Annotated in this window: 24 protein-coding genes and 1 tRNA gene; 11 read left to right on the top strand and 14 right to left on the bottom strand. The window is 70.1% G+C overall.

Annotation, left to right across the window (positions count from 1 at the left end):
* Positions 1 to 153 precede the first annotated feature (153 nt).
* Genes H4F90_RS10370 through H4F90_RS10360 form a run of 3 tightly spaced genes read right to left on the bottom strand, consistent with a single transcriptional unit; the run spans position 154 to position 2858 of the window.
* Complete coding sequence (locus H4F90_RS10370) at positions 154 to 735, bottom strand: acyltransferase (RefSeq protein WP_328700901.1); 582 nt, start codon at positions 733 to 735, stop codon at positions 154 to 156.
* On the bottom strand, positions 732 to 2039 hold the full coding sequence (locus H4F90_RS15890) for a lipopolysaccharide biosynthesis protein (protein WP_182664230.1): 1308 nt from the start codon (positions 2037 to 2039) through the stop codon (positions 732 to 734). The genes H4F90_RS10370 and H4F90_RS15890 overlap by 4 nt, the downstream gene beginning before the upstream one ends.
* Positions 2040 to 2045: 6 nt before the next feature.
* Positions 2046 to 2858, bottom strand: a complete 813-nt coding sequence (locus H4F90_RS10360) for a class I SAM-dependent methyltransferase (RefSeq protein WP_182664228.1) — start codon at positions 2856 to 2858, stop codon at positions 2046 to 2048.
* A gap of 336 nt (positions 2859 to 3194) precedes the next feature.
* Here H4F90_RS10360 and lysS point away from each other — a divergent pair, with 336 nt between their 5' ends.
* Genes lysS through H4F90_RS10345 form a run of 3 tightly spaced genes read left to right on the top strand, consistent with a single transcriptional unit; the run spans position 3195 to position 6037 of the window.
* Positions 3195 to 4733, top strand: a complete 1539-nt coding sequence (gene lysS / locus H4F90_RS10355; protein ID WP_182664226.1) for a lysine--tRNA ligase — start codon at positions 3195 to 3197, stop codon at positions 4731 to 4733.
* A gap of 19 nt (positions 4734 to 4752) precedes the next feature.
* Complete coding sequence (locus tag H4F90_RS10350; RefSeq protein WP_328700900.1) at positions 4753 to 5340, top strand: pyridoxamine 5'-phosphate oxidase family protein; 588 nt, start codon at positions 4753 to 4755, stop codon at positions 5338 to 5340.
* A gap of 52 nt (positions 5341 to 5392) precedes the next feature.
* Positions 5393 to 6037, top strand: a complete 645-nt coding sequence (locus H4F90_RS10345; RefSeq protein WP_182664224.1) for an exopolysaccharide biosynthesis protein — start codon at positions 5393 to 5395, stop codon at positions 6035 to 6037.
* 58 nt (positions 6038 to 6095) lie between these two features.
* Here the strand turns inward: H4F90_RS10345 and H4F90_RS10340 are convergent, their stop codons facing one another.
* Positions 6096 to 6575: a DUF4148 domain-containing protein gene (locus tag H4F90_RS10340; RefSeq protein ID WP_182664222.1), complete on the bottom strand. Its 480-nt coding sequence runs from the start codon at positions 6573 to 6575 to the stop codon at positions 6096 to 6098.
* A gap of 134 nt (positions 6576 to 6709) precedes the next feature.
* On the opposite strand from H4F90_RS10340, the gene H4F90_RS10335 reads away from it, so the two are divergent.
* The 6 genes from H4F90_RS10335 (at position 6710) to H4F90_RS10310 (ending at position 13806) form a co-directional block, all read left to right on the top strand.
* On the top strand, positions 6710 to 7408 hold the full coding sequence (locus H4F90_RS10335; RefSeq protein WP_182664220.1) for a heavy metal response regulator transcription factor: 699 nt from the start codon (positions 6710 to 6712) through the stop codon (positions 7406 to 7408).
* Positions 7405 to 8901, top strand: coding sequence for a heavy metal sensor histidine kinase (locus tag H4F90_RS10330; RefSeq protein ID WP_182664218.1), 1497 nt, complete (start codon positions 7405 to 7407; stop codon positions 8899 to 8901). Before H4F90_RS10335 ends, H4F90_RS10330 begins: the two co-directional genes overlap by 4 nt.
* A 273-nt stretch (positions 8902 to 9174) precedes the next feature.
* A complete protein-coding gene (gene adh / locus H4F90_RS10325; RefSeq protein WP_182664216.1) occupies positions 9175 to 10695 on the top strand; it encodes an aldehyde dehydrogenase in 1521 nt (506 codons plus the stop codon).
* A gap of 78 nt (positions 10696 to 10773) precedes the next feature.
* Entirely contained in the window at positions 10774 to 11148 is a 375-nt protein-coding gene (locus H4F90_RS10320; RefSeq protein ID WP_182664214.1) for a DUF779 domain-containing protein, read from the top strand.
* 558 nt (positions 11149 to 11706) lie between these two features.
* Entirely contained in the window at positions 11707 to 13014 is a 1308-nt protein-coding gene (locus H4F90_RS10315) for a cytochrome P450 (RefSeq protein ID WP_328700898.1), read from the top strand.
* Positions 13015 to 13107: 93 nt separating this feature from the next.
* Positions 13108 to 13806 carry an SDR family NAD(P)-dependent oxidoreductase gene (locus H4F90_RS10310; protein ID WP_182664212.1) on the top strand — a complete coding sequence of 233 codons (699 nt, stop codon included), beginning with the start codon at positions 13108 to 13110 and terminating at the stop codon, positions 13804 to 13806.
* Positions 13807 to 13895: 89 nt separating this feature from the next.
* On the opposite strand, the gene H4F90_RS10305 is transcribed toward H4F90_RS10310, so the two are convergent.
* From H4F90_RS10305 to uvrB, 10 genes are all read right to left on the bottom strand, one after another.
* A tRNA-Val gene (locus H4F90_RS10305) sits at positions 13896 to 13970 on the bottom strand.
* Between the two features lie 97 nt (positions 13971 to 14067).
* Positions 14068 to 14787 (bottom strand): DNA polymerase III subunit epsilon, encoded by a 720-nt coding sequence (gene dnaQ, locus H4F90_RS10300; protein ID WP_182664210.1) that lies wholly within the window; start codon positions 14785 to 14787, stop codon positions 14068 to 14070.
* Between the two features lie 19 nt (positions 14788 to 14806).
* On the bottom strand, positions 14807 to 15145 hold the full coding sequence (gene fdx / locus H4F90_RS10295; RefSeq protein ID WP_182664208.1) for an ISC system 2Fe-2S type ferredoxin: 339 nt from the start codon (positions 15143 to 15145) through the stop codon (positions 14807 to 14809).
* Between the two features lie 35 nt (positions 15146 to 15180).
* Positions 15181 to 17049, bottom strand: a complete 1869-nt coding sequence (gene hscA, locus H4F90_RS10290) for a Fe-S protein assembly chaperone HscA (RefSeq protein WP_182664206.1) — start codon at positions 17047 to 17049, stop codon at positions 15181 to 15183.
* Between the two features lie 21 nt (positions 17050 to 17070).
* Positions 17071 to 17604, bottom strand: coding sequence for a Fe-S protein assembly co-chaperone HscB (hscB, locus tag H4F90_RS10285; protein WP_182664203.1), 534 nt, complete (start codon positions 17602 to 17604; stop codon positions 17071 to 17073).
* A gap of 128 nt (positions 17605 to 17732) precedes the next feature.
* Positions 17733 to 18056, bottom strand: a complete 324-nt coding sequence (gene iscA / locus H4F90_RS10280) for an iron-sulfur cluster assembly protein IscA (RefSeq protein WP_182664201.1) — start codon at positions 18054 to 18056, stop codon at positions 17733 to 17735.
* Positions 18057 to 18063: 7 nt separating this feature from the next.
* Positions 18064 to 18462: a Fe-S cluster assembly scaffold IscU gene (iscU, locus tag H4F90_RS10275; RefSeq protein WP_182664199.1), complete on the bottom strand. Its 399-nt coding sequence runs from the start codon at positions 18460 to 18462 to the stop codon at positions 18064 to 18066.
* 48 nt (positions 18463 to 18510) lie between these two features.
* Positions 18511 to 19731 carry an IscS subfamily cysteine desulfurase gene (locus H4F90_RS10270; RefSeq protein WP_182664197.1) on the bottom strand — a complete coding sequence of 407 codons (1221 nt, stop codon included), beginning with the start codon at positions 19729 to 19731 and terminating at the stop codon, positions 18511 to 18513.
* 103 nt (positions 19732 to 19834) lie between these two features.
* Positions 19835 to 20368 carry a Fe-S cluster assembly transcriptional regulator IscR gene (gene iscR / locus H4F90_RS10265; RefSeq protein WP_182664195.1) on the bottom strand — a complete coding sequence of 178 codons (534 nt, stop codon included), beginning with the start codon at positions 20366 to 20368 and terminating at the stop codon, positions 19835 to 19837.
* A 284-nt stretch (positions 20369 to 20652) separates the two neighbouring features.
* Positions 20653 to 22788 (bottom strand): excinuclease ABC subunit UvrB, encoded by a 2136-nt coding sequence (gene uvrB, locus H4F90_RS10260; protein WP_182664193.1) that lies wholly within the window; start codon positions 22786 to 22788, stop codon positions 20653 to 20655.
* Positions 22789 to 22957: 169 nt separating this feature from the next.
* Between uvrB and H4F90_RS10255 the strand changes: the two genes are divergently transcribed.
* Together H4F90_RS10255 and H4F90_RS10250 are read left to right on the top strand one after the other, a co-directional pair.
* Positions 22958 to 24157, top strand: a complete 1200-nt coding sequence (locus tag H4F90_RS10255; protein ID WP_182664191.1) for an amino acid aminotransferase — start codon at positions 22958 to 22960, stop codon at positions 24155 to 24157.
* A 50-nt stretch (positions 24158 to 24207) separates the two neighbouring features.
* Positions 24208 to 25458 carry a polyhydroxyalkanoate depolymerase gene (locus H4F90_RS10250; RefSeq protein ID WP_182664189.1) on the top strand — a complete coding sequence of 417 codons (1251 nt, stop codon included), beginning with the start codon at positions 24208 to 24210 and terminating at the stop codon, positions 25456 to 25458.
* Positions 25459 to 25463: the final 5 nt, after the last annotated feature.

Here is a 25463-nt window from a genome sequence, read left to right as displayed (position 1 = left end):
GACCGGATCGTCGGCCGTCTGGCGGGGCCCGGATGCCACGGATCGGCCTCGGGCCGGGGACCTTGGCTCAAGGGGGCAGGGGCAGGCAGGGGGCGCGGCGAGGCAGGCCGCCAGCGGGCGCGGAGGGCCGCAGGAGCCAGGCGGGCAAGGAACTCAGGCATCGGCATCCCCGGGGTGGGCCCAGGCGGCATAGCTCGCCTGCCAGGCCGGATCGGCCTCGAGCGCGCGCCGGTCCGCATCGCGGGTGTCGCCCAGCACGCGGGCGGGCTGGCCCCCGACGATCGCGAAATCGGGCACATCGGCATCGACATAGCTGTAAGCGCGGACGAGCACGCCTCGGCCGATCGAGACCCCCGGCATCACCGTGCTGTGCGGGCCGATGAAGGTGTAGGGACCGATGGCGACCGCCCGGCGCACCAGGCCGGGCGGCGCGGCATGCCCCCAATAAGCCCGTCCGGCCAGGCGCAGGGCCTGGTGGCTGGAATGGCTGAGCAGGGCGCAATGGGTGGTGATCTGGCAGCCCTCGCCGATGCGCAGGCCGCCCGAGGCATCGATCAGGTTGAAAGGGCCGATGTAGACGTGATCGCCGAGGTCGAGCTGTTCGGGCCGCTCGATCCGGGTGGCCGTGCTGATGCGGGTGTGGGCCAGCCAGCGGCCCCCGCCCGGACGGCGCCAGCCGTAGACCATGCGCGGCGCCACCAGGGCCCGCCAGACGCGGTTGATCAAGCGCTTCACGAAGCCTTCCTCCAGGGCAGCCAGCGGCCGAGAAGCCCCGCCACCGTCCGCAGATCCTGCCGCAAGGATGCCCCCGGCCACCACAGCGCCGAAAGCGGCAGACCGGCGTGGCGCGCAAAGAGTCCGCCCAGATAGACCACGCCGAGCGCGTAGGACAGCGAGGTCGCCAGCGCCGCGCCACGCATGCCCAGGCCGGGGATCAGCACCAGCGACAGCAGCATATTGAGCCCGAGCGACAGCCCGGCCACCCGGGCTGCCACCTGCGGCCGGCCGGCATGGTTGGTGAAGTAGGCCGACAGCGAGGACGCGCCGCCGAAGAGCAGCACGCCGGGCAGCATCCAGGCCATCACCGCCAGGCTGTCGGCATAGGCCGGACCGAGCACGCGCGGCACCAGCGCCGTCGCCAGCAGGCCCAGCGGCAGCATGCAGACCAGCAGCGCCACCCAGGACAGCTGGGCCGTGCGCACGGTGAGCTGGGCGGCACGCTCACCGTCCGGCGTGCCGATGCGGCCATAGACCGCCTGGGTCAGCGAGGAGGACACGAACCACAGCAGCTCGGCCACCACGATGCCGATCGAGTACACGCCGGCACGGTCCAGGCCGAGCTGCCGCTCGACCAGCAGCAGGCCGGCGCGGTAGTTCAAGAGGCCGACGAGATTGGTCAGACCGATGGTCAGCACGAAGGGCAGCTCGGCCCGCAGACGCGGCAGATCGGGTCGGGCCAGCCCCTCCCCGTGCCACAGCACGCCGACCACGCCCAGGCTGACCAGCACCTTGGCCAGCAGCCAGATCGCCAGCAGCAGGCCCAGGCCGACCTGTTCCGGCCAGCCGAGCGCGGCCAGGCCCAGGCCGGCCAGGGCCAGCAGCGGCGGCAGCAGGGTCTGGGCGGCCAGCGGCGCCATGCGCCCCGCACCCAGCCAGAGCCCCGCCAGGCTGGGCCCCAGCAGCAGCAGCGGTGCGGCCAGCGCCAGCCAGAGGAACATGCCGTAGGCGGCCGGCCCGAACCAGGCCAGCCCAGCCAGCAAGAGCCCTGCGGCCCAGCCCGCCAGCAGGCAGGCGAGCACGGTGGCCCCGGCCAGGGGCGCGGCCTGCCGTGCGCCACCCTGCGAGGTCTGACGGGCCAGGGCGACGCCGAAGCCGGACAGCAGGGCGATCAGCACGCCCTCGGCGCTGGTGAACAGGGCGAAGGCCCCCTGCACCTCGGTGCCCATCCGGGCGCTGAGCGTGGTCAGGCCCAGCAGGGCGGCCACCGACAGGACACGGGTGGAAAAGTTGATCAGGGTCCCACGGGCCACCGGGTCCATGGCGGATCACTTGCCCAGGGTGAGGCGAACGATGTCGCCGCGGTCAAGCAGGCGGGTCAGCAAGAGGCCGGGCCGGCTGCGCCAGAAGCGCCCGTCACCGTAGACGCCCTCGCTGCGCCAGCCGATCACCTTCAGCCCGGCGCGCCGCGCGCTCTCGGCCAGGGTGGCGCGGCTGAAGAAGCTCAGATGCCAGGGCGGCGTCATCAGGTGCCAGTCGGCCCCGCGGGCCTGCGCGTAGTCGCTGCCCCAGTCGCCGGTCGTCAGCACCACGCGTCCGCCGGGACGCAGCACGCGGGCGACCTCCTGCAGCAGCGCGAGCGGCTCGGGCACATGCTCGATCACATCCCAGAGGGTGACGATGTCGAAGTGCTCGCCCGGAAAGGCGGCCTCCTGCAGGGTGCCGGTGCGGACCGGCAGACCGAGCTGCTCGCGGGCGAACTGCGAACTCCATTCGGACAGCTCGACGCCCTGCACCTCGTAATACGCCTGCGCCTCGGCCAGGAAGAAGCCGGCCGCGCAGCCCACGTCGAGCAGGCGCCCGCTGCGCGGCAGCCGCGGCGCGAGGTGGCGCTGGATCGCGAGCTTGCGCCGCGCATGGGCACGGCGCAGGGCCTGCTGGCCCACGTAGTCGGCGAAGACGGCCTCGCTGCCGCCCGTGTAGTAGCTCTCCCCGTAGAGGGCGAAGAAATCGATCGCCGCCGGATCGTCGCCGACGTAGACCATGCCGCAGTGGCTGCATCGCACGATCTGATGGGCGTCCTTCTCGAACACCGGCTCGGGGTTCGGGTGATCGCAGACGACGCAGGGACGCAATCTCATGGGGGTCGAAGAGGCTCGGGGGATGCGGCGGGGGAATGCCGGGACGGGGCACCACGCCGGGCGGACCGGCCACCGTCCGCCCGGGGCGGCGGGATTGTCCGCGCTGCGAGCCGCCGCAGCCGGGGGGCACGGTCGCCGGGTCCGTCCCGCGGGGGCAGGGGTCACCGCGAGGCACCGGCAGGCGACCGGGATGCAGCCAGGAGCTCGGCGCGGCATTGTAGAAATCGTGCGCCCAGGACTCCCTCCTGCCCCGCCCCGGGACAAGCCCCAAGACTTTCTAGAATCGTGGGTTTCGTGCGCCGCCACCCAGGGCCCGCACCCGCAGCCGGACATTCCATGAGCGCCCCCCATCCCTCCTCCGCCACCGCCCCCGTCGACGAGAACCAGCTGATCGCCGAGCGCCGCGAGAAACTGGCGGCGCTGCGCAGCCAGGGCATCGCCTTCCCCAACGATTTCAAGCCCCGCCATGCCGCGGGCGAGCTGCATGCCAGCCAGGCCGAGGTCAGCGGCGAGGCGCTGGAGGCCACACCCTATGCGGTGGCGATCGCCGGCCGGATGATGCTCAAGCGGGTGATGGGCAAGGCCTGCTTCGCGACGCTGCAGGACGGCTCGGCCGGCCCGACCGGTGGCCGCATCCAGATCTACGTGACGCAGGATGCGGTGGGCGCCGAGACCCTCGCCGCCTTCAAGCACTGGGACCTGGGCGACATCCTGGCCTGCGAGGGCACGCTGTTCCGCACCAAGACGGGCGAGCTGACGGTGAAGGCCAGCTCGGTGCGCCTGCTGGTCAAGAGCCTGCGGCCGCTACCGGACAAGTTCCACGGCATGACGGACCAGGAGCAGAAGTACCGCCAGCGCTATGTGGACCTGATCACCGATGCCGAGGCCCGGGCGCGCTTCACCGCACGCAGCAAGGCCGTGTCGGCGATCCGCAGCTTCATGGTGGACCACGCCTTCCTGGAGGTGGAGACGCCGATGCTGCACCCGATCCCGGGCGGCGCCAATGCCAAGCCCTTCGTCACGCACCACAACGCGCTGGACCAGCAGATGTACCTGCGGATCGCGCCGGAGCTGTACCTGAAGCGCCTGATCGTCGGCGGCTTCGAGCGGGTCTTCGAGATCAACCGCAACTTCCGCAACGAGGGGATCAGCGTCCGCCACAACCCCGAGTTCACGATGATGGAGTTCTACGCGGCCTACTGGGACCACCGCGATCTGATGGACTTCACCGAGCAGGTGCTGCGCCATGCCGCGCGCAGCGCGGTGGGCACCGAGGTGCTGAGCTATGCCGGCCGCGAGGTGGACCTGTCGCAGCCCTTCGCGCGGCTGACGATCCGCGAGGCCATCCTGGCCCACACCGACGCGGGCGAGCGCGTGGACGATGCCGACTGGCTGCGCGGCGAGCTGCTGCGCCTGGGCCTGAGCGAGGCCAAGCACCGCCTCTCGGCCAAGAGCCTGGCCGCGCTGCAGGTGGCCTATTTCGAGGAAGGGGTGGAGGACAAGCTCTGGCAGCCGACCTTCATCATGGAGCACCCGACCGAGATCTCGCCCCTGGCCCGCGCCAGCGACACGCGGCCCGAGGTGACCGAGCGCTTCGAGCTCTACATCACCGGCCGCGAGATGGCCAACGGCTTCTCCGAGCTGAACGACGCCGAGGAGCAGGCTGCCCGCTTCCAGGGCCAGGTGGAGGCCAAGGACGCCGGCGACGACGAGGCCATGTTCTTCGACGCCGACTATGTGCGTGCGCTGGAGTACGGCATGCCGCCCACCGGCGGCTGCGGCATCGGCATCGACCGGGTGATGATGCTGCTGACCGACTCCCCGAGCATCCGCGACGTGCTGCTCTTCCCGGCACTGCGCCGGGAACAGGGCTGAGGCCGGCCGCCGCCTCACGGTGAGCAGCGCCGAAGCCGCCGACCAGGCCCAGCCGCCCCGGCTGACCGGGCTGCCGGCCATCGAGGCGGCGATCTGGCAACAGCTGGCCCGCGCCTGCCACGACCGCCACCACGCCTGGCGGACCCCGGCCCTGGCGACGGTGGATGCCGAAGGCCTGCCCGAGGCCCGCACCGTGGTGCTGCGCGAGGTGGATGCGGCGCAGCGGCGGCTGTGGATCTACAGCGATGCCCGCGCCGCCAAGGTGGCGCATCTGGCGCGGCAGCCGCAGGCGGTGCTGCTGGCCTGGTCACCGCGCCTGCATTGGCAGCTGCGGCTGCGGCTGCGGGTGATGCTGCACACCGGCGGCCTGGCGCTGGCCTCGCGCTGGGCACGGGTCAAGCTGTCGCCCAGCGTGGGCGATTACCTCTCGGCCCGCGCCCCGGGCGCGCCCCTGGACGACGGCCCGACGGCGCCGCCGGCCGAGGAACGCGCGCACTTCGCCGCGCTCGAAGCCGAGGTGCTGCAGATCGACTGGCTGGAGCTGCACCGCGATGGCCACCGTCGCGCCCGCTTCGACCGGCACGCCGCCTGCTGGCTGCAACCCTGATCGCCGGCCCGGCTCCAAGGGCCGCCCCCTTGTCCTGACCCGACCCGACCCGATGCCGCCTTCCGCCCCCACCCCGCCTGCCGCGCCCGCCGCGCCGCCGCCCACCCTCTCGGACGATCTGCGCAGCGTGCTGGCCCGGGCGGCCGGCGGGCCGATGACGGTGGCCGGCATCGTCGACGTGCTGAAGGACCGGGGCTTCAACATCCTGATCATCTTCATGGCCCTGCCCTTCTGCCAGCCGGTGACGCCCCCGGGCATGTCCACGCCCTTCGGCCTGGTCATGCTGCTGCTGGGGCTGCGCATCGCGCTGCGCCAGCCGCCCTGGCTGCCGGCGCGGCTGATGCAGGTGGAGGTGGGGTTCGCCACGCTGCAGAAAGTGATCCAGATCGGCCTGAAGGTGGCCGGCTGGCTGGAGAAGCTGGTGCATCCGCGCCTGGGCGGCCTGGTGCGGCCGGCGCTGATGCAGCGGGTCAATGGCCTGGCCATCGTGATCAGCGCGGCGGTGTTCATGCTGCCGCTGCCGATTCCGCTGTCCAACACCTTCCCGGCCTGGGCCATCCTGCTGGTCGCCCTGGGCATGATCGAGGAGGACGGCGCGGCGGTCATCGCCGGCTACCTCGTCTCGCTGGTCGGCATGGTCTACATCGGCGGGGTGTTCTGGCTGGGGGCCGAGGGCCTGAGCCGCCTGTTCGGCTGAGGCGCCGCGGGCCGGGGAGAGGGCCGTCATCGACGCCCCCCTCCCCAGATGCCGCGACTCAACGCTGCACCGTTTCCGCCGGCATCGCGCTCAGCTTGTACTCGGTGGCGACGCCGTGGAAATAGGCACCGTCGCCGAGGCTGGTCCAGCCGTCGGGGTGAACCGGCCGGGCGCGCCAGGCGCGCAGTTCCTCGAGCACGGCCATGCGGCTCTTGCCGGCGCCCGCCGGGGCGTAGTGGCCGACATAGCGCAGGCCGTCGCCGTCCTGGCGCCAACCGTCCTGCAGCACGGGATTGGCGCGGGCGGCCTTCAGCTCGGCGTCGACCTGGGCGCGCGTCTTGCCGACCTCGCCGCCCTGCGGCACGCCGACGAAGACGAGGTGATCGCCCTGGTTGATGTAGCCGTCGTGGCTGAGGCCATGGAGGCCAGCGGCCTGGGCGGCACCGGCCAGGGCGAGCAGGCCGAGGCTGGCGGCGAAGCCACGGAGGGCCTGGCGGGTGGCGGTGGTGCGGGAGGTGCGAGAGGTGCGGGGGGTCATGAGAGGCTCCTGTTTCGGGGGGCTGCACCGACTCCGTGTCGAGTGCATGGAACGTACTGTGGCGATCGGACCCCGTCAGGAATCGGGCGCCCGGATGACCAAGTTGTCATCCACGGCCCTGCGAGTCCTGCCCCATGCGCATCCTGCTGATCGAAGACGAGCCCCGACTGGGCGACTACCTGCACAAGGGCCTGCGCGAGCAGGGCGGCATCGTCGACCGTGCGAACAACGGCATCGACGGCCGCCACCTGGCGCTGGAGGGCGATTACGACCTGATCCTGCTCGACGTGATGCTGCCCGGCCTGGACGGCTTCGGCGTGCTCGCTGCGCTGCGCGAGAAGCGCCAGACGCCGGTGCTGATGCTGACCGCCCGCGATGCGGTGGAAGACCGCGTGCGCGGCCTGCAGGGCGGGGCGGACGACTACCTGGTCAAGCCCTTCGCGTTCTCGGAGCTGCTCGCGCGCATCCAGGCCCTGCTGCGGCGCGGCGGCCCGGGCGGCCCGGGCCGGGCCGCGACCGAGCTGCTGGCCGGCGACCTGCGGCTGGACCTGCTCAAGCGCCGGGCCGAGCGCGGCGGCCAGCGCATCGACCTGACCGCCAAGGAGTTCGCCCTGCTCTCGCTGCTGATGCGGCGCCAGGGCGAGGTGCTTTCGCGCACCCTGCTGGCCGAGCAGGTCTGGGACATGCACTTCGACAGCGACACCAACCTCGTCGACGTGGCCGTGCGGCGCCTGCGCGCCAAGGTGGACGAACCCTTCGGCGAGCCCCTGGTGCACACCGTGCGGGGCATGGGCTATGTGCTGGAGTCGCGCGGCGCGGCGGCCCCGCGATGAAGCGGCCCTCGATGGCGCGCCGGCTCACGCTGACGCTGGGCCTGATCGTGAGCCTGGTGATGCTGGCCATGGGCTGGGCCTTTCAGCACACGCTGGAGACCACGCTGCAGGAGCTGGATCGGGTCGAGCTGGTGGGCCGGGCCGAACTGCTGCGGCAGAAGATCGAGCAGGCACGGGTCCGCGACCCCTACCTGACCGCCCTGGGCGGCGAGCTGGACACCCTGCTGCTGGGCCACGGCCGCCTGCGCATGTGGCTGCTGGACGCAGCCGGCCAGCCCCTGCACGGTGGCCCGGGCCGGCCCGAGCTGGTCGAGACCGGCCAGGCCGACGGGCCCTGCAAGGTGCGCCGCGAGGACGGTACCTTGATGCAGGCCCTGAGGCTGCCGCTGCCCATGCCCATGCCACATACCAACGGCCTGGACCTGGGCCTGAACCCGCGCGATGGCGTCGGCCTGGGGGTGGGCGAGATCGTGGTGGCCCTGGACGGCCGCCCGCGCGAGGCCCTGCTGGCAGGCCACCTGCGGCAGTTGCTGGGCCTGGGCCTGGCCGGGCTGCTGGCCACGGCGCTGCTGGGCGGGCTGGCGTGCTGGCAGGGCCTGCAGCCCTTGCGCCGACTGGCCCGGGCAAGTGCCGCGCTGGCCCCCAGCGCGGAGGGCCAACGCCTGCCCGAACGGCATGGCGATCCCGGTCTCGATGCCCTTGCCCAGGCCTTCAACGGCGTGCTGGCGCGCCGCGAGGCGGCCTACCGCCAGCTCGAGACCTTCAATGCCGACGTGGCCCACGAGCTGCGGACGCCCCTGGCCACCCTGATCAACGGCGGCCAGGTGATGCTGGCCGGCCCCCGCTCGACCGAGGAACTGCGCGAGGCCCTCGGCGCGCAGCTCGAAGTGCTGGAGGGCCTGGGCGGCCTGGTCAAGGACATGCTCTTCCTGGCCCGCGCCGACCGTGGCGACCGGGTGCAGGCTGCGCAGTCTCAGCCCCTGAGCCTGGCGCGGGAGCTGAGCCACTGCACCGATTTCGTCGAAGCCCTGGCCGAGGCCGCCCGGGTGAAGCTGCGCATCGAGGTGGACCCCGCCCTGCAGGGGGCCGATGCGCCGCCGCTGCACGGCCATCCGGCCCTGCTGCGACGGGCCCTGTGCAATCTGCTGAGCAATGGCATCGCGCACAGCGCGCCCGGCAGCGAGGTGCTGCTGCGGGCCCGCTGGCGGGCGGGCCCGGGTCCGCTGGGCCGCCTGCGGCTGGACGTGCTCAACCCCGGCACGCCGCCGCCCGAGGCCCTGCGGGCACGGATGTTCCACCGCTTCGTGCGCGGCGATGCCGCCCGCTCCGAGCGCGAGGGTTACGGCCTGGGCCTGGCCATCGTGCAGGCGGTGGCCCACATGCACGAGGGAACGGTCTTTGCCGAACCCGAAGGGCAGGCGCTCAGCGTGGGGCTGGAGTGGCCCCTCCAAGCTATGCACTCACATGCCTATTTTTCATCCCGGGATGGATGAACGGTGATGCGCCAGTCTGGGCCAGAGCTCGCACACCGCAGCCGCAGACCTCGTCTCATCCAGGAGCACGCCGAACGTTCCGACGGTCCTCAGCGAGGCGATCTGTCGGGAGAGCGGACCCAAAAGGGCGCAAGCCCCCCGGGGGAACCCGCAAGATCGCCGAAGCGTCCCGACTTGGCACGGGCCCTGCGCACTGTACTCAGACGACCGGCAGACCCCACGCTGCATATGCGGTCGACATCACCATCCGTCCGCGATTCGAGGAGACCTCGCATGCTCTACGCCTACCCCAACACCCCCGGCGCCAAGGTCGAATACAAGGCCCAGTACGACAACTTCATCGGCGGCCAGTGGAAGGCCCCGCTGAGCGGCCAGTACTTCGACGTGATCACCCCGATCACCGGCAAGCCCTACACCAAGGTCGCGCGCTCGAACGCCGCCGACGTGGAACTGGCGCTGGACGCCGCCCACGCCGCCGCCGACAAGTGGGGCAAGACCGCCCCGGCCGTGCGCGCCAACATCCTGCTGCAGATCGCCGACCGCATCGACGCGAACCTGGAGAAGCTGGCCTACGCCGAGACCGTCGACAACGGCAAGCCCATCCGTGAGACGCTGAACGCGGACATCCCGCTGTCGGCCGACCACTTCCGCTACTTCGCCGGCTGCCTGCGCGCGCAGGAAGGCTCGATCAGCGAGATCGACGAAACCACGATCGCCTACCACTTCCACGAGCCCCTGGGCGTCGTCGGCCAGATCATCCCCTGGAACTTCCCCATCCTGATGGCGGCGTGGAAGCTGGCCCCGGCCCTGGCCGCCGGCAACTGCGTGGTGCTCAAGCCGGCCGAGTCGACTCCGATCTCGATCCTGATCCTGGCCGAGCTGATCGCCGACCTGCTGCCCCCGGGCACGCTGAACATCGTCAACGGCTACGGCCGCGAAGCCGGCCACCCGCTGGCCACCAGCACCCGCATCGCCAAGATCGCCTTCACCGGCTCGACCTCGACCGGCCGCCTGATCGGCCAGGCCGCGGCGAACAACCTGATCCCGGCGACCCTGGAGCTGGGCGGCAAGTCGCCCAACATCTTCTTCCCGGACGTGGCCTCGGCCGACGACGGCTTCCTGGACAAGGCCATCGAAGGCCTGGTGCTGTTCGCGTTCAACCAGGGCGAGGTCTGCACCTGCCCGTCGCGCGCGCTGATCCACGAATCGATCTATGACGAGTTCATGGCCCGCTGCGTGGACCGCATCAAGGCCATCAAGCAGGGCAACCCGCTGGACACCGACACCATGATCGGCGCCCAGGCCTCGCAGGAGCAGGTCACCAAGATCAGCTCCTACCTGCAACTGGGCCGCGAAGAAGGCGCCGAGCTGCTGGTCGGTGGCAACCGCAAGATCCTGGGTGGCGAGCTCGAAGGCGGCTACTACATCGAGCCGACCGTCTTCAAGGGCCACAACAAGATGCGGATCTTCCAGGAAGAGATCTTCGGCCCGGTGCTGGCCGTGACCACCTTCAAGACCGAAGCCGAAGCCGTCGAGATCGGCAACGACACGCTCTACGGCCTGGGCGCCGGCGTGTGGAGCCGCAACGGCAACGTCGCCTACCGCATGGGCCGTGCCCTGAAGGCGGGTCGCGTGTGGACCAACTGCTACCACGCCTACCCGGCCCACGCGGCCTTCGGCGGCTACAAGCAGTCGGGCATCGGCCGCGAAACCCACAAGATGATGCTGGACCACTACCAGCAGACCAAGAACCTGCTGGTCAGCACCAGCGAAAGCAAGCTCGGCTTCTTCTGATCGACGAAGTAGGCCTCAGCGCTTGACCACGAACGGGGGCCTCCAAGCCCCCGTTCGCATTCCCAGGAGGAAAACATCATGGTCGACAAGGTGATTGCCACCCAGGCGACGATCGAGCTGATCGGCGTGCTCAAGCAGAAGTACGGCCCGAAGCTTATCTTTCACCAGTCGGGCGGCTGCTGCGACAACAGCGCGGCCAACTGCTACCTCGAAGGCGAGGTCATGATCGGCACGGCCGACGTGAAGCTTGGCGAGATCGGCGGTCTGCCTTTCTACATCGGCGCCCAGCAGTACGAGTACTGGAAGCACACCCAGCTCATCATCGACGTGGTCGAAGGCGGCCACGGCGGCACCTTCTCGCTCGAAGGGCCGGAGGGCAAGGCCTTCCTGACCCGCTCGCGCCTCTTCACCGAGGACGAGACGATGGCCCTGAGCCTGGCCGGTCGCCTGTGAGCGACAGCCGCCCCGGACGGGGCGGCTACCATGCGGTCCGCGTCGCCCCGATGGCGAAACAGGCAGACGCAGCGGACTTGAGTCATTGAGCACCCGGCGCGGAAACGGCCGGCGTGAATCCCGTCAAATTCGGCGAACCCCCTGCACGGCCCCGGCCGCTGCGAGGCAACGCCGAGCCAAGCCCCCGCGGCCCGGCCGCGGGTGGAAGGTGTAGAGAGCGGACGGCGGGCACCTGCACCGGCTTGGCGGCCGGCATGGTGAAGGCGCGCTCCAGACCCCGAACCGCGGCCCTGGCCGCGGGCGGCGAAAGCCGTGGAGGTAAGAAAATCCGCCGGACCTTGACCGGTCCGTCCCGGTTCGAACCCGGGTCGGGGCACCAGCCATGCAGACTGGGCGACTGCGGGGCCCGCCCTTCGCGGACCCTGCGCGGTGCCCATGCACCGGCATGGCCCCGGGCGACATCCGCCGCCGGACCGCCCCTCCGGCTTGATGGTCGCTTGATCGGACGGGCACGGGGGATGCACCCCTGCTGCACCTGCCTCCCGCATCCCGCCTTCCGTGAACCTCGCCCTGCCCCGCCCGCTGCTTGACGCGCCCACGACGCGGCCGATGCTGCCCGCTGACCTGGCCGAGGCCCTGGCCCGCGGCGGCCCGGAGATGCCGATGGCCGCCCTGCACCGCCGCGGTCCGCTGCACTGGTGGGACACCGCCTTCGGCGGCTGCTGGCTGCTGAGCAGCCATGCCGAGGTGGAAGCTGCGCTGCGCGATCCCCGCCTGTCGGTCGCGCGGGTGGCCGGTTGGGGGGAGCTGGCCCGGCGCTTGGGCCTGCAGGGCACCGAGGCCCCGGTGGAAGCCGCCCCCCCGCCCCGCTTCCAGCGCCTGCTGGCCCGGGCCCTGCTGTTCGTCGACGACCCCGACCACCGCCGCCTGCGCCCGCTGATGCAGGCCGGCTTCGGACCTGCGGCCCTGCAGGCCCTGCGTCCGGCCATCGAGGGCCGGCTCGGGCGGCTGCTGTCGGCCCTGCCGGCGGACCGGCCCTTCGATTTCATCGATGCCGTCGCGCGGCCGCTGCCGGCTGGGGTGATCGGCAGCATGCTCGGCGTGCCCGAGGCCCGGCTGTCCCGTTTCGCCGCTGGGGCCGGGGATCTGGCCGACCTGCTCGCCACGCTGGATCCGCAAGCCTCGCAGGTGCGCCGCGCGCAGCGGCGCCTGCTGATCCTGGCGGGCCTGTTCGAGCCCCTGATCGCCGCCCGTCGCGCCGCCCCGCGAACCCACGACGATGCGCCGCGCGACCTGATCGACCGCCTGCTGGCCGCCGAGTCTGCCGGCCTGCTGCCCCACGCCGACGAGTTGCTGGCTCAGGCGGTGATGCTGCTCTTTGCCGGCCATGAGACCACCCGCCACCTGCTCGGCAGCCTGCTGCACACGGTGCTGGCCACGCCCGGCCTCTGGAGCCGTCTGCAGGCGGAGCCCGAGGCCGTGCCACGGGTCGTTCGCGAGGTGCTACGCCTGCACAGCCCCGTGCAGTACACGGTTCGGCGTGTGGCCCAGGGCCATGTGCGGGCCGGCCAGCCGCTGGCCCGCGGCCAGTTGCTGATCGCCCTGATCGGCGCGGCCAATCGCGATCCGGTCCGCCACGCCGAGCCGGACCGCTTCGACCCCGACCGTGCCGCGCCCGGCGCACTCGCCTTCGGCAGCGGACCGCACGTCTGCCTGGGCGCGGCGCTGACCCTGATGGAAGCAGAGGTCGTGCTGCGTGAACTGTTGCGGCGCTGGCCACGGCTGCGTCTGGTGGATCGCGTGGCGGACTGGCTGCCCAGCCCGCTCTACCGCGGCCTGCGCCGCCTGCCCCTGCAGACCAGCTGAGGCCCAGACCGGCAGCCGGCCGCGTCACAAGACCCCGCGCAGGGAGCTGCAGTTCGCCGTCGGGCACAGTGCGCCCGACGGAAAGGACGTGGCATGAAGCAACTGCCTGAGGGCTATCGCGCACTGGTGCTGGGGTCCAGCGGCACACTGGGTTCGGCCTGGATGCAGGCCTTGGAGGCCGAGCCGCGCTGCGCGGCCGTGCAGGGCCTGAGCCGACGCAGCCAGCCGCCGCTCGTGCTGGAGGACGAAAGCACGCTGCGCACCGCCGCCGAGGCGCTGCGAGCGGCCGGGCCCTTTGCGCTGATCGTCGATGCCTGCGGCGCCCTCAGCCTGGATGGCCGCGGGCCCGAGAAGCGCCTGGACGATCTCGATCCGCACGCCCTGGCCCGCTGCTTCGAAGTCAATGCCATCGGCCGGGCCCTGGTGCTCAAGCACTTCATCCCGCTGCTGCCGCGACAGGGGCGCAGCGTGTTCGCCGTGCTGTCGGCCCGGGTCGGCAGCATCGGCGACAACCGTGCCGGCGGTTGGTATGGCTACCGCGCAGCCAAAGCCGCCGGCAACATGTTGCTGCAGACCGCCGCCATCGAGTGCACCCGCAGCCGGCCCGAGGCTGTGTTCGCCGCGCTGCAGCCCGGCACGGTGCCCTCGGCCCTGTCCGCGCCCTTCCTGGCCGGCTACCCCACCACAGCTGCAGAGCTTGCCGTCCAGGGCCTGATGCAGGCCCTGGACGCGCTGCCCGCACAGCGCGGTGCGTGGTTCATCGACGCCCGGGGACAGACCATTCCCTGGTGAACCTCCCCTGCCCCGGCCACACCGGCATCCGCCGCGAGGGCAGCAGGCAAGAAAAAAGCCTCGCGAACTTGCGTTCGCGAGGCTTCATCTGGTGGGCGGTGCAGGGTTCGAACCTGCGACCCCTGCCGTGTGAAGGCAGTGCTCTACCGCTGAGCTAACCGCCCGATCGTTCGGGTTTGCTGCTTAAAGGCAGCTTCGCCTGCTGTGTGCATTCAGACTGCCTTTGGCTTGTCTCGATGCACCACCAATCGAGAGGCAAGATTATGCCATGACTGCGGACCACTTGGACAGCCCACCGCAGGCTTTGTCCAGTTCAGCCCGCAGGGCTTCGTGGGCTGCAGCCTCCTCGGCACTGACCTGGATGTCGATCAGGGGGATGCGGCTGAGCTCCAGGGCCGCAGCCGCCTGGGCCGCCGGGTGTGCGACATCGGCGGTGTCGAGTGCGTCGATCACCAGCGAGTCCTGACCCCGCGTCATGCGCAGGTAGACCTCGGCCAGCAGTTCGGCATCGAGCAGCGCGCCGTGCAGCTGGCGGCCGCTGTTGTCCACCTCCAGCCGCTTGCACAGTGCGTCGAGCGAGGCCGATTTGCCGGGCCAGGTCTCGCGCGCGAGGAGCAGGGTGTCGAGCACGCCCTCGACCTGCTGCTTCAGCGGGGGGCGGCCGATGCGCTCGAGCTCGGCATCGAGGAAGCCGAGGTCGAAGGCCGCGTTGTGGATGATCAGCTCGGCGCCTGCGAGGTAGTCGAGCAGGCGCTGGGCCACAGCCGGAAAGCGGGGCTTGTCGGCCAGGAATTCCTCGGTCAGGCCGTGGACCCTCAGCGCGTCCGGATGGCTGGGGCGATCCGGATTCAGGTACAGGTGCAGGTTGCGACCGGTCAGGCGGCGATTCAGCAGCTCGACGCAGCCGATCTCGATCACGCGATCGCCGTCGGCAGCAGAAAGGCCGGTGGTTTCGGTGTCGAGGATGATCTGGCGGCTCATCGCGTGAGACTCCGAAGGCTCAGTGGTTTTCCTTGGCGTGGTTGATCGAGTACTTGGGAATCTCGACCACCAGGTCCTGCTGGGCAATGAAGGCCTGGCAGCTCAGGCGCGAATCGGGCTCCAGGCCCCAGGCGCGGTCGAGCAGGTCCTCCTCGTTCTCGTCCATGTCATTGAGGCTGCGGAAGCCTTCGCGGACGATGACGTGGCAGGTGGTGCAGGCGCAGCTCATGTCGCAGGCATGCTCGATGGCGATGCCGTGCTCGAGCAGGGCTTCGCAGATCGAGCTGCCGGGCTCGGCCTGCAGCTCGGTGCCCTGGGGACAGTACTCGGGGTGCGGCAGGATGCGGATGAGGGGCATGGGAATCCTTGGGGGAAGGGGTGCGGCCGGCAGGTTCAGACCTCGTCGACGCGGCGGCCCGCCAGGGCCTGGCGGATGCCGCGGTTCATGCGGCGGGCGGCGAAGTCCTCGGTCGCATCGGCCAGGGCCTTGACGGCCGCGTCGATGGCGGCGGCATCGGCCTCGGCATCCGGCCGGCGAGCCTGGACCTCGGCAGCCTGGATGGCGGCTTCGACGCGGGCGATCTCGTCCTCGTCGAGCAGGTCGGCATCGGCCGCCAGCGCGGCGCGGGTGGCCAGCACCAGGCGCTCGACCTCGACCCGCGCCTCGCGCAGGGCGCGGTCGCGCATGTCGCCCTCGGCGGTGGCGAAGCCGTCCTGCAGCATCGCGGCGATCTGCTCGTCGGACAGGCCGATGCTGGGCTTGACCGAGATCTGGGCCTCGACGCCCGAGAGCTGCTCGCGTGCGGCCACGCTGAGCAGGCCATCGGCATCGACGGTGAAGGTAACCCGGATGCGCGCCGCACCCGCCACCATGGGCGGGATGCCGCGCAGCTCGAAACGCGCGAGCGAGCGGCAATGCTCGACCTGCTCGCGCTCGCCCTGCACGACATGCAGGGCCAGGGCCGTCTGGCCATCCTTGAAGGTGGTGAAGTCCTGGGCCTGGGCAATCGGCAAGGTGCTGTTGCGCGGCACGATGCGTTCGACCAGACCGCCCATGGTCTCCAGGCCCAGCGAAAGCGGGGTCACGTCCAGCAGCAGCAGGCCGTTGGGCGTGTTGCCGGCGAGCTGCTGGGCCTGGAGGGCGGCGCCCAGGGCGACGACCTCGTCGGGGTTCAGATTGGTCAGCGGGGCAAAGCCGAAATGGGCCTCGACCGCCTCGCGCACAAGCGGCATGCGCGTGGACCCGCCGACCAGCACGACGCCCTGCACGTCCTCGCGGCTGACGCCGGCATCGCGCAGCACGCGCTTGACGGCAACCAGGGTGCGGTCGGTCAGCGCGCGGCTGAGCGTGGCGAAGGTGGCGCGATCCAGGCTCAGGCGCAGCGAGCCGTCGGCGAGCTCGGCGTGCAGCGTGGCCTCGGCGGCGCTGCTGAGGGCTTCCTTGGCGGCGCGGGCCGCGACCAGCAGCGTGCGCTTGTCCTGGGGCGTGCTCACGCGGCGGCCGGTCTGGGCCAGGGCCCAGGCGGCCAGGGCCTGGTCGTAGTCGTCGCCCCCCAGGGCTGAATCGCCGCCCGTGGCCACGACCTCGAACACGCCCTGCTGCAGGCGCAGCAGCGAGATGTCGAAGGTGCCGCCGCCCAGGTCGTAGACCGCATAGAGGCCTTCGCTGCCATGTTCCAGGCCATAGGCGATGGCTGCGGCGGTGGGCTCGTTGATCAGGCGCAGCACGTTCAGCCCGGCCAGCTGGGCGGCGTCCTTGGTGGCCTGGCGCTGGGCGTCATCGAAATAGGCCGGCACGGTGATGACGGCACCAAACAGCTCATCGGTGTCGAAGCTGTCCTCGGCGCGGAAGCGCAGGGTCGCGAGGATCTCGGCCGAGACCTCGACCGGCGACTTCAGCCCGGCCCGGGTGGCGATGGCCACCATGCCGGGGCCGTCCTCGAAGCGGTAGGGCAGCGTGGCGGCCTCATGCAGGTCGGCCAGGCGACGGCCCATGAAGCGCTTGACGGAGACCAGGGTGTGCTCCGGGTCCTCGGCCTGCGCGGCCAGCGCCTCATGGCCGATCACACGGCGACCGCCGTCGAGGTAACGAACGGCCGAGGGCAGCAGCACGCGGCCGGCGTCATCGGGCAGGCATTCGGGCACGCCGGAACGCACGGCGGCGACGAGCGAATGCGTGGTGCCCAGGTCGATGCCCACCGCGATGCGGCGCTGGTGCGGGTCCGGCGACTGGCCGGGTTCGGAGATCTGGAGGAGGGCCATCGGGTGTCGGGAATCAGGGCGTCATTGTCCCAGCGCGTCGAGGCGGTCCTGCACGTCGGCGGCAAAGCGCTTGATGAACATGAGGGCACGCACTTCGCGGGCGGCGGCGGCGGCATCGCGCGGCTGGCCGTCAAGCAGGGTCTCGACGGCGGCCAGGCGGCGGCGCTGTTCGGCCTGCAGTTCGGCGTCGAGCGCCTCGATGGCGGGCAGCACGTCGCCAGCTTCATCCAGGGCCTCGCGCCAGGCCATCTGCTGCATGAGGAAGTCGGCCGGCATCGCGGTGTTGCGCTCGGCCTCGATGGGCGCACCGGCCAGTTCGCACAGCAGCGCGGCGCGTTGCAGCGGGTCCTTGAGACGGCGATGGGCCTCGTTGATGCGCACCGCCCACTGCATGGCCACCCGCTGCGCGGCAGCCCCGGCGGCGGCGTGGCGGTCGGGATGGGCGGCCGCCTGCAGTTCCTTCCAGCGGCGGTCGATCTCGGCACGGTCCTGCGCCTGGCGGGCGGGCAGGCCGAAGAGCTGGAAATCGTCGGCATCGAGGGCGGGCAGGCTCATCGTGGGAAGGCAGCGATGCGGTGGGCGCGGTGCACGCAGGACAGTGAGGAACGACAACGCGGCCCGGGGGCCGCGTCAAGGAGGTGCTGGGCGCCTGCGCGCCGGGCCGGCGGCCGGCACCGGGGGACTCAGACCCGGAAGGACTCGCCGCAGCCGCAGCGATCGCGCTCGCGCGGGTTGTGGAACTTGAAGCCCTCGTTCAGGCCCTCGCGGACAAAGTCCAGCTCGGTGCCGTCGAGATAGGGCAGGCTCTTCGGATCGATCAGCACCTTCACGCCGTGGCCTTCGAAGATCACGTCTTCCGGGGCCACCTCGTCGGCGTACTCGAGCTTGTAGGCCAGGCCCGAGCAGCCCGTGGTCTTGACGCCCAGACGCACGCCCACCCCCTTGCCGCGGCGGGCGAGGTAGCGGGTCACGTGCCGTGCAGCGGCTTCGGTCAGGGTCACGGCCATGGTCGGATCAAGCCTCGGCCTTGCTGGGGTGGCGGGCCTTGTAGTCGTCCACCGCGGCCTTGATCGCATCTTCGGCCAGGATCGAGCAGTGGATCTTGACCGGCGGCAGGGCCAGTTCCTCGGCAATCTGCGTGTTCTTGATGGTCAGCGCCTCGTCCAGGCTTTTGCCCTTGACCCATTCGGTGACCAGCGAGCTCGAGGCGATGGCCGAGCCGCAGCCGTAGGTCTTGAACTTCGCATCCTCGATGCGGCCGGTCTCGGGGTTGACCTTGATCTGCAGCTTCATCACGTCGCCGCAGGCCGGTGCGCCGACCATGCCGGTGCCGACATCCTCGTCGCTCTTGGCGAAGGAGCCGACATTGCGGGGGTTTTCGTAGTGGTCGATGACTTTGTCGCTGTAGGCCATGGTGGTGCTCCTGTCAGTGCGGTGTGGGGGGCTGCGCCGGGCCGGGCCTCAGTGCGCCGCCCACTGGATGGTGCTCAGATCGATGCCATCCTGATGCATTTCCCAAAGCGGCGAGAGATCGCGCAGCTTGCCCACGTTCTCGCGAATGGTGGCCACGGCGTAGTCGATCTCTTCCTCGGTCGAAAAGCGGCCGAGCGTCATGCGCAGGCTGCTGTGGGCCAGCTCATCGCTGCGGCCCAGGGCGCGCAGCACGTAGCTGGGCTCCAGGCTGGCCGAGGTGCAGGCCGAACCGGACGAGACCGCCAGGCCCTTGATGCCCATGATCAGCGACTCGCCCTCGACGAAGTTGAAGCTCATGTTCACGTTGTGCGGCACGCGCTGGGTGGCGTGGCCGTTCAGGAAGGTCTGCTCGATGTCGGCCAAGCCGGTGATCAGGCGCTGCTGCAGGGCGCGGATGCGCGGCAGCTCGGTGGCCATGTCCTCACGGGCGATGCGGAAGGCCTCGCCCATGCCGACGCACTGGTGCGTGGGCAGGGTGCCGGAGCGCATGCCGCGCTCGTGGCCGCCACCGTGCATCTGGGCCTCCAGCCGCACGCGCGGCTTGCGGCGGACGTAGAGCGCGCCGATGCCCTTGGGGCCGTAGGTCTTGTGCGAGGCCAGGCTCATCAGGTCGACGGGCAGCGTCGCCAGGTCGATCGGCGTCTTGCCGGTGGCCTGGGCCGCATCGACATGGAAGATGATCCCGCGCTCGCGGCACAGCGCACCGATGGCCGGAATGTCCTGGATCACGCCGATCTCGTTGTTCACGAACATGACCGAAATCAGGATGGTGTCCGGCCGGATCGCGTCCTTCAGACGGTTCAGGTCGATCAGGCCGTCTTCCTGCACATCCAGGTAGGTCGCATCGAAGCCCTGGCGTTCCAGTTCACGCACCGTGTCGAGCACGGCCTTGTGCTCGGTCTTGACGGTGATGATGTGCTTGCCGCGGCCCTTGTAGAACTGCGCTGCGCCCTTGATGGCGAGGTTGTTCGACTCGGTCGCGCCGGACGTCCAGACGATCTCGCGCGGATCGGCACCGATCAGCTCGGCCACCTGGGTGCGGGCCTTCTCGACGGCCTCCTCGGCCTCCCAGCCCCAGGCGTGGCTGCGCGAGGCTGGGTTGCCGAAATGCTCACGCAGCCAGGGGATCATGGCGTCGACAACGCGCGGATCACAGGGGTTGGTGGCACCGTAGTCGAGGTAGATCGGGAAGTGCGGGGTCATGTCCATGGCGGGCTCGGCCGGAATAGCGCGGCGGGCTGGCGAAACGGGGAAAGGGGGACTCGGCGGGCAGCCGACGGAGCCGCAGACTCCAGCCGGCAGGCGCCCGGACTCACTTGCTGAAGGCGTTGCCGAGCGCGAAGACCGAGTTCGGCGCCGTCACCTTGATGGGCTTGACCACGGGCGCCGAGGAGATCGCCCGCTTGACCGGCGCCTCCTCGATCGAGATGCCCTTGGCGAGCTGGTCCTCGACGAGCTTGCGCAGCGAAATCGAGTCGAGGTACTCGATCATCTTGGTGTTGAGGCTGGTCCAGAGGTCGTGCGTCATGCAGCGGCCGGCGTCCTCGCCCATGCAGTTCTCCTTGCCGCCGCAGCCGGTGGCATCGAGCGCCTCGTCCACCGCGACGATGATGTCGGCCACGGTGATGTCCTCGGCCTTGCGGCCCAGCGAGTAGCCGCCGCCCGGGCCACGGGTGGACTCGACCAGCTCGTGGCGACGGAGCTTGCCGAACAGCTGCTCCAGGTAGGACAGCGAGATTTGCTGGCGCGCACTGATGGCGGCCAGGGCGACCGGTCCGGTGTGCTCGCGAAGCGCCAGGTCGATCATGGCGGTCACGGCAAAACGGCCCTTGGTGGTCAGACGCATGGAATCACTCCTTGGCAGAGGCAAGGCCGGCAGGTTTCCTCTCCACACCCCCCGTCGGTTATTTCCGACTGAATGACTCGATTATAGGCGGAGTCGGCCCGAACCTGTCTCCACCGGGTCGGAACACCCCTGCTGACGTATCAACGTCTTGGACAAAACATGGTCCCCAGCAGAATCGCTCGGGTTCATTGGGAAAAATGACTTTCCGATGAAGGTCAAGAGCGCGGACCCTCAAGCCCTCGAAAGAAGGGGGGATCCGCGCAGACGGCCCGGACTGCGCCGGCTCAACCTCGCGGCAGGGCAGGCAGCGGCAGCACGTTGTCGGTGCCGGTCGCACCGAAAGCCTGTTCCTTGAGCAGCGCGAGCTGGTCGCGCAGGCGGGCCGCCTTCTCGAACTCGAGGTTGCGGGCGTGCTCGAGCATCTGCTTCTCGATCAGCTTGATGCGCTTGCCGAGATCGCGCTCGTCGATCGCGGCCATGGCCGCGGCGGCCTCGGCCTTCTGATCGTCCTTGGCCTGGGCGCTGTAGACGCCGTCGATCATCTCCTTGACCTGCTTGCGGATGCCCTGCGGCACGATGCCGTGCAGGGTGTTGTGCGCGAGCTGCTTGGCGCGGCGCCGCTCGGTCTCGTCGATGGCCTTGCGCATCGAGTCGGTGATCTTGTCCGCGTAGAGGATGGCGCGGCCGTTGACGTTGCGCGCCGCGCGGCCGATGGTCTGGATCAGGCTGCGCTCGGCGCGCAGGAAGCCTTCCTTGTCGGCGTCGAGGATGGCCACGAGTGAAACCTCCGGAATGTCCAGGCCCTCGCGCAGCAGGTTGATCCCGACCAGCACATCGAAGTGGCCCAGCCGCAGGTCGCGCAGGATTTCGACCCGCTCGACGGTGTCGATGTCGCTGTGCAGGTAGCGCACCTTCACGCCGTTGTCGCCGAGGTAGTCGGTGAGCTGCTCGGCCATGCGCTTGGTCAGCGTGGTGATCAGCACGCGCTCGTTCTTGTCGACCCGGATGCGGATCTCCTGCAGCACGTCGTCGACCTGGTGGGTGGCGGGGCGCACCTCGACCTGCGGGTCGACGAGCCCGGTCGGGCGCACGACCTGCTCGACCACCTTGCCGGCATGCTCGTTCTCGTAGGCCGCGGGCGTGGCCGAGACGAAGACGGTCTGCCGCATCTTGCGTTCGAACTCGTCGAACTTCAGCGGGCGGTTGTCCATCGCGCTGGGCAGGCGGAAGCCGAAGTCCACCAGGGTCTGCTTGCGCGCGCGGTCGCCGTTGTACATGCCGCCGAACTGGCCGATCAGCACATGCGACTCGTCGAGGAACATCACCGCATCGGCCGGCAGGTAGTCGATCAGCGTGGGCGGCGGTTCGCCCGGCGCCGCGCCGCTGAGGTGGCGGCTGTAGTTCTCGATGCCCTTGCAGTGGCCGACCTCCTGCAGCATCTCCAGGTCGAAGCGGGTACGCTGCTCCAGGCGCTGGGCCTCGACCAGCTTGCCCGCTTTCACCAGTTCATCGAGCCGCAGGCGCAGCTCCTCCTTGATGGACTCCATCGCCGAGAGCACCTTCTCGCGCGGCGTCACATAGTGGCTGGCGGGGTAGATCACGAAGCGCGGGATCTTCTGCCGCACCCGACCGGTCAGCGGGTCGAACAGCGAGATCGTCTCCAGCTCCTCGTCGAACAGCTCGATGCGGATGGCCAGCTCGGCATGCTCGGAGGGGAAGACATCGACCGTGTCGCCGCGCACGCGGAAGCTGCCACGCGAGAAATCGGTGTCGTTGCGCTTGTACTGCATGCGCACGAGGCGGGCGATCAGGTCACGCTGACCGAGGCGATCACCAACGCGCACGATCAGCCGCATCTCGGTGTAGTCCTCGGGCTTGCCGATGCCGTAGATGGCGCTGACCGAGGCGACGATCACGCAGTCGCGCCGCTCCAGCACGCTCTTCGTGGCGCTCAGGCGCATCTGCTCGATGTGCTCGTTGATCGCGCTGTCCTTCTCGATGAACAGGTCGCGCTGCGGCACATAGGCCTCGGGCTGGTAGTAGTCGTAGTAGCTGACGAAGTACTCGACGGCGTTCTTGGGGAAGAACTCGCGGAACTCGCTGTAGAGCTGGGCGGCCAGCGTCTTGTTGGGCGCGAAGACAATCGCCGGCCGGCCGCTGCGGGCGATGACATTGGCCATGGTGTAGGTCTTGCCCGAGCCGGTCACGCCCAGCAGGGTCTGGTAGACCTCGCCGTCCTCGATGCCCTCGACCAGCCCCGCGATGGCCGTTGGCTGGTCTCCGGCGGGCGGGTAAGGCTGGAAGAGCTGGAAGGGCGAGCCCGGAAACGTGACGAACTGGCCTTCGGGCGAAGCCGCCGAGGCCTCGCCGGACGCACGGGGCGTGTCGGGCGGCACGGAGGGGCGAGACGGGGGATTCATCGGCGGCAAGGGTCAGGTCAGTGTCGGCCGGTAAACTCAGGGTGTTCCCCAGGTCGGCGCCACCCTCCAGCGTAGCCGATGGTCGGGTCAGCCGCCGCTTGCGGCTCTTCCACCCGGAGGGAACACTTCACCCCCTGCAGTCCCCTGCCCTCGCTTGCGAGTTCCTCCGATGTCGTCCTCCAGCCTGTTTGCCGCCGTCGAAATGGCGCCCCGTGACCCGATCCTGGGTCTGAACGAGCAGTTCAACGCCGATCCCAACCCGGCCAAGGTCAACCTCGGCGTCGGCGTCTACACCGACGAGAACGGCAAGCTGCCGCTGCTGAAGGCCGTGGCTGCGGCGGAGAAGCTGCTGCTCGAGGCCCCGAAGGCCAAGGGCTACCTGCCCATCGACGGCATCGCCGCGTACGACAAGGCCGTGCAGGCCCTGGTCTTCGGCGACGACGCCGTGGCCAGCGGCCGCATCGCCACCGTGCAGGCCCTGGGCGGCACCGGCGGTCTGAAGATCGGCGCCGATTTCCTCAAGCGCCTGAACCCGGGTGCGACCGTGCTGATCAGCGACCCGAGCTGGGAGAACCACCGCGCGCTGTTCACCAACGCGGGCTTCACCGTCGGCACCTACCCCTACTTCGACGCCGAGGCCAAGGGCATCGCCTTCGACAAGATGCTGGCCGCGCTCAACGCCGCCGCCGCCGGCACCGTGGTCGTGCTGCACGCCTGCTGCCACAACCCGACCGGCTACGACCTGACGCCCGCGCAGTGGAGCGAAGTCATCGCCGCCGTCAAGGCGCGCGGCCTGGTGGCCTTCCTCGACTCGGCCTACCAGGGCTTCGGCGATGGCATCGCCGAGGACGGTGCGGTCATCCGGGCCTTCCTGGAAGCCGGCCTGAACTTCTTCGTCTCGACCAGCTTCAGCAAGAGCTTCAGCCTCTACGGCGAACGCGTCGGCGCGCTCAGCGCGGTCAGCGGCAGCAAGGAAGAGGCGGGTCGCGTGCTGAGCCAGCTCAAGATCGTCATCCGGACCAACTACTCCAACCCGCCGACCTTCGGCGCCACCCTGGTCGCCACCGTGCTGACCACGCCGGCGCTGCGGGCCCAGTGGGAGGAGGAACTCGCCGGCATGCGGGTGCGCATCAAGGCCATGCGCGGCGCCCTGGTCGCCAAGCTGCAGGCCGCCGGCGTGCAGCAGGACCTGAGCTTCATCACCCGCCAGAAGGGCATGTTCAGCTACTCCGGCCTGAACGCCGCCCAGATGCAGCGCCTGCGCGGCGAATTCGGCATCTACGGGGTCGACTCCGGCCGCATCTGCGTGGCCGCACTCAACGAGAAGAACCTCGACGCCGTCGTCCGCGGCATCGCCGCGGTGCTTTGACGGACCACGACGGCCAGCGGCCGTCGTGAACCGGAACCAGGAGATCTCCGATGCTCTATCAGCTCTACGAAACCCAGCGTGCGCTGCTGAGTCCCTTTTCCGAGTTCGCCTCGGCCACGGCCAAGCTGTACAGCCATCCGCTCTCGCCCTTCACGCATGCGCCGGGTTCGCAACGGCTGTCGGCGGGCTTCGAGCTGATGCACCGGCTGACCAAGGAGTACGAGAAGCCGGCCTTCGACATCAACCGCCTGCAGGTCGACGGCACCGAAGTGGTCGTGCAGGAACTGGTCGCCGAGGAACGGCCCTTCTGCCGCCTGCTGCGCTTCAAGCGCTACACCGACAACGTCGAGCTGCTGAACAAGATGCGCGGCCAGCCGACGGTGCTGGTCGTCGCGCCCCTGTCGGGTCACCACTCCACCCTGCTGCGGCAGACGGTGCAGACCCTGCTGCAGGATCACAAGGTCTACATCACCGACTGGATCGACGCCCGCATGGTGCCGACCGCCGTCGGCCCCTTCCACCTGGCCGACTACGTGCACTACGTGATGGACTTCCTGCGCCTGCTGGGCCCGGACGTCAGCGTGATCTCGGTCTGCCAGCCGACCGTGCCGGTGCTGGCCGCCGTCTCGCTGCTGGCCAGCCGCGGTGAGGTGGCGCCGCGTGCCATGGTGATGATGGGCGGCCCGATCGACGCCCGGAAATCGCCGACCGCGGTGAACAACCTGGCGATGAACAAGAGCATCGCCTGGTTCGAGAACAACGTGATCTACCGCGTGCCGCCGAACTACCCGGGGGCGGGCCGTCTGGTCTACCCGGGCTTCCTGCAGCACACCGGCTTCGTCGCGATGAACCCGGACCGGCACCTCAGCTCGCACTACGACTACTTCCTCGACCTGATCCGTGGGGACGACGACTCGGCCGAGGCCCACCGCCAGTTCTACGACGAGTACAACGCCGTGCTCGACATGCCGGCCGAGTACTACCTGGACACCATCCAGACCGTCTTCCAGGACTTCGCGCTGGTCAACGGCACCTGGACGATCGACGGCGCAGCGGTGCGCCCGCAGGACATCCGCGAGACCGCGCTGCTGACGGTCGAGGGCGAGCTCGACGACATCTCCGGCGCCGGCCAGACCCGGGCCGCGCACGAGCTGTGCAGCAGCATCCCTGCCGCGCGCAAAGCGCACTACGACGTGGTGGGCGCCGGCCACTACGGCATCTTCTCCGGCCGCCGCTGGCGCGAACTGGCCTATCCGGAGATCCGCAGCTTCATCGGCCGGCACAGCGCGAAGGCCGAGTAAGCAGC

It is taken from the genome of Aquariibacter albus, from assembly GCF_014145335.1.
GTDB lineage: Bacteria > Pseudomonadota > Gammaproteobacteria > Burkholderiales > Burkholderiaceae_C > Aquariibacter > Aquariibacter albus.
Note: the sequence above shows the minus strand (reverse complement) of the source record. Positions and strands in the feature narration are given on the sequence as shown.

What these genes read in the sequence shown, in the direction of transcription:
- H4F90_RS10255 (WP_182664191.1), top strand. Translation starts at nt 22,958, where the DNA reads ATGTCGTCCTCCAGCCTGTTTGCCGCCGTCGAAATGGCGCCCCGTGAC.
- uvrB (WP_182664193.1), bottom strand. Translation starts at nt 22,788, where the DNA reads ATGAATCCCCCGTCTCGCCCCTCCGTGCCGCCCGACACGCCCCGTGCG.
- hscB (WP_182664203.1), bottom strand. Translation starts at nt 17,604, where the DNA reads ATGAGCCTGCCCGCCCTCGATGCCGACGATTTCCAGCTCTTCGGCCTG.
- H4F90_RS10270 (WP_182664197.1), bottom strand. Translation starts at nt 19,731, where the DNA reads ATGGACATGACCCCGCACTTCCCGATCTACCTCGACTACGGTGCCACC.
- iscU (WP_182664199.1), bottom strand. Translation starts at nt 18,462, where the DNA reads ATGGCCTACAGCGACAAAGTCATCGACCACTACGAAAACCCCCGCAAT.
- H4F90_RS15890 (WP_182664230.1), bottom strand. Translation starts at nt 2,039, where the DNA reads ATGGACCCGGTGGCCCGTGGGACCCTGATCAACTTTTCCACCCGTGTC.
- iscA (WP_182664201.1), bottom strand. Translation starts at nt 18,056, where the DNA reads ATGGCCGTGACCCTGACCGAAGCCGCTGCACGGCACGTGACCCGCTAC.
- dnaQ (WP_182664210.1), bottom strand. Translation starts at nt 14,787, where the DNA reads ATGAGCCGCCAGATCATCCTCGACACCGAAACCACCGGCCTTTCTGCT.
- fdx (WP_182664208.1), bottom strand. Translation starts at nt 15,145, where the DNA reads ATGCCCCTCATCCGCATCCTGCCGCACCCCGAGTACTGTCCCCAGGGC.
- H4F90_RS10345 (WP_182664224.1), top strand. Translation starts at nt 5,393, where the DNA reads ATGCCGCCTTCCGCCCCCACCCCGCCTGCCGCGCCCGCCGCGCCGCCG.
- iscR (WP_182664195.1), bottom strand. Translation starts at nt 20,368, where the DNA reads ATGCGTCTGACCACCAAGGGCCGTTTTGCCGTGACCGCCATGATCGAC.
- adh (WP_182664216.1), top strand. Translation starts at nt 9,175, where the DNA reads ATGCTCTACGCCTACCCCAACACCCCCGGCGCCAAGGTCGAATACAAG.
- H4F90_RS10340 (WP_182664222.1), bottom strand. Translation starts at nt 6,575, where the DNA reads ATGACCCCCCGCACCTCTCGCACCTCCCGCACCACCGCCACCCGCCAG.
- H4F90_RS10330 (WP_182664218.1), top strand. Translation starts at nt 7,405, where the DNA reads ATGAAGCGGCCCTCGATGGCGCGCCGGCTCACGCTGACGCTGGGCCTG.
- H4F90_RS10335 (WP_182664220.1), top strand. Translation starts at nt 6,710, where the DNA reads ATGCGCATCCTGCTGATCGAAGACGAGCCCCGACTGGGCGACTACCTG.
- H4F90_RS10310 (WP_182664212.1), top strand. Translation starts at nt 13,108, where the DNA reads ATGAAGCAACTGCCTGAGGGCTATCGCGCACTGGTGCTGGGGTCCAGC.
- H4F90_RS10360 (WP_182664228.1), bottom strand. Translation starts at nt 2,858, where the DNA reads ATGAGATTGCGTCCCTGCGTCGTCTGCGATCACCCGAACCCCGAGCCG.
- lysS (WP_182664226.1), top strand. Translation starts at nt 3,195, where the DNA reads ATGAGCGCCCCCCATCCCTCCTCCGCCACCGCCCCCGTCGACGAGAAC.
- H4F90_RS10250 (WP_182664189.1), top strand. Translation starts at nt 24,208, where the DNA reads ATGCTCTATCAGCTCTACGAAACCCAGCGTGCGCTGCTGAGTCCCTTT.
- H4F90_RS10320 (WP_182664214.1), top strand. Translation starts at nt 10,774, where the DNA reads ATGGTCGACAAGGTGATTGCCACCCAGGCGACGATCGAGCTGATCGGC.
- hscA (WP_182664206.1), bottom strand. Translation starts at nt 17,049, where the DNA reads ATGGCCCTCCTCCAGATCTCCGAACCCGGCCAGTCGCCGGACCCGCAC.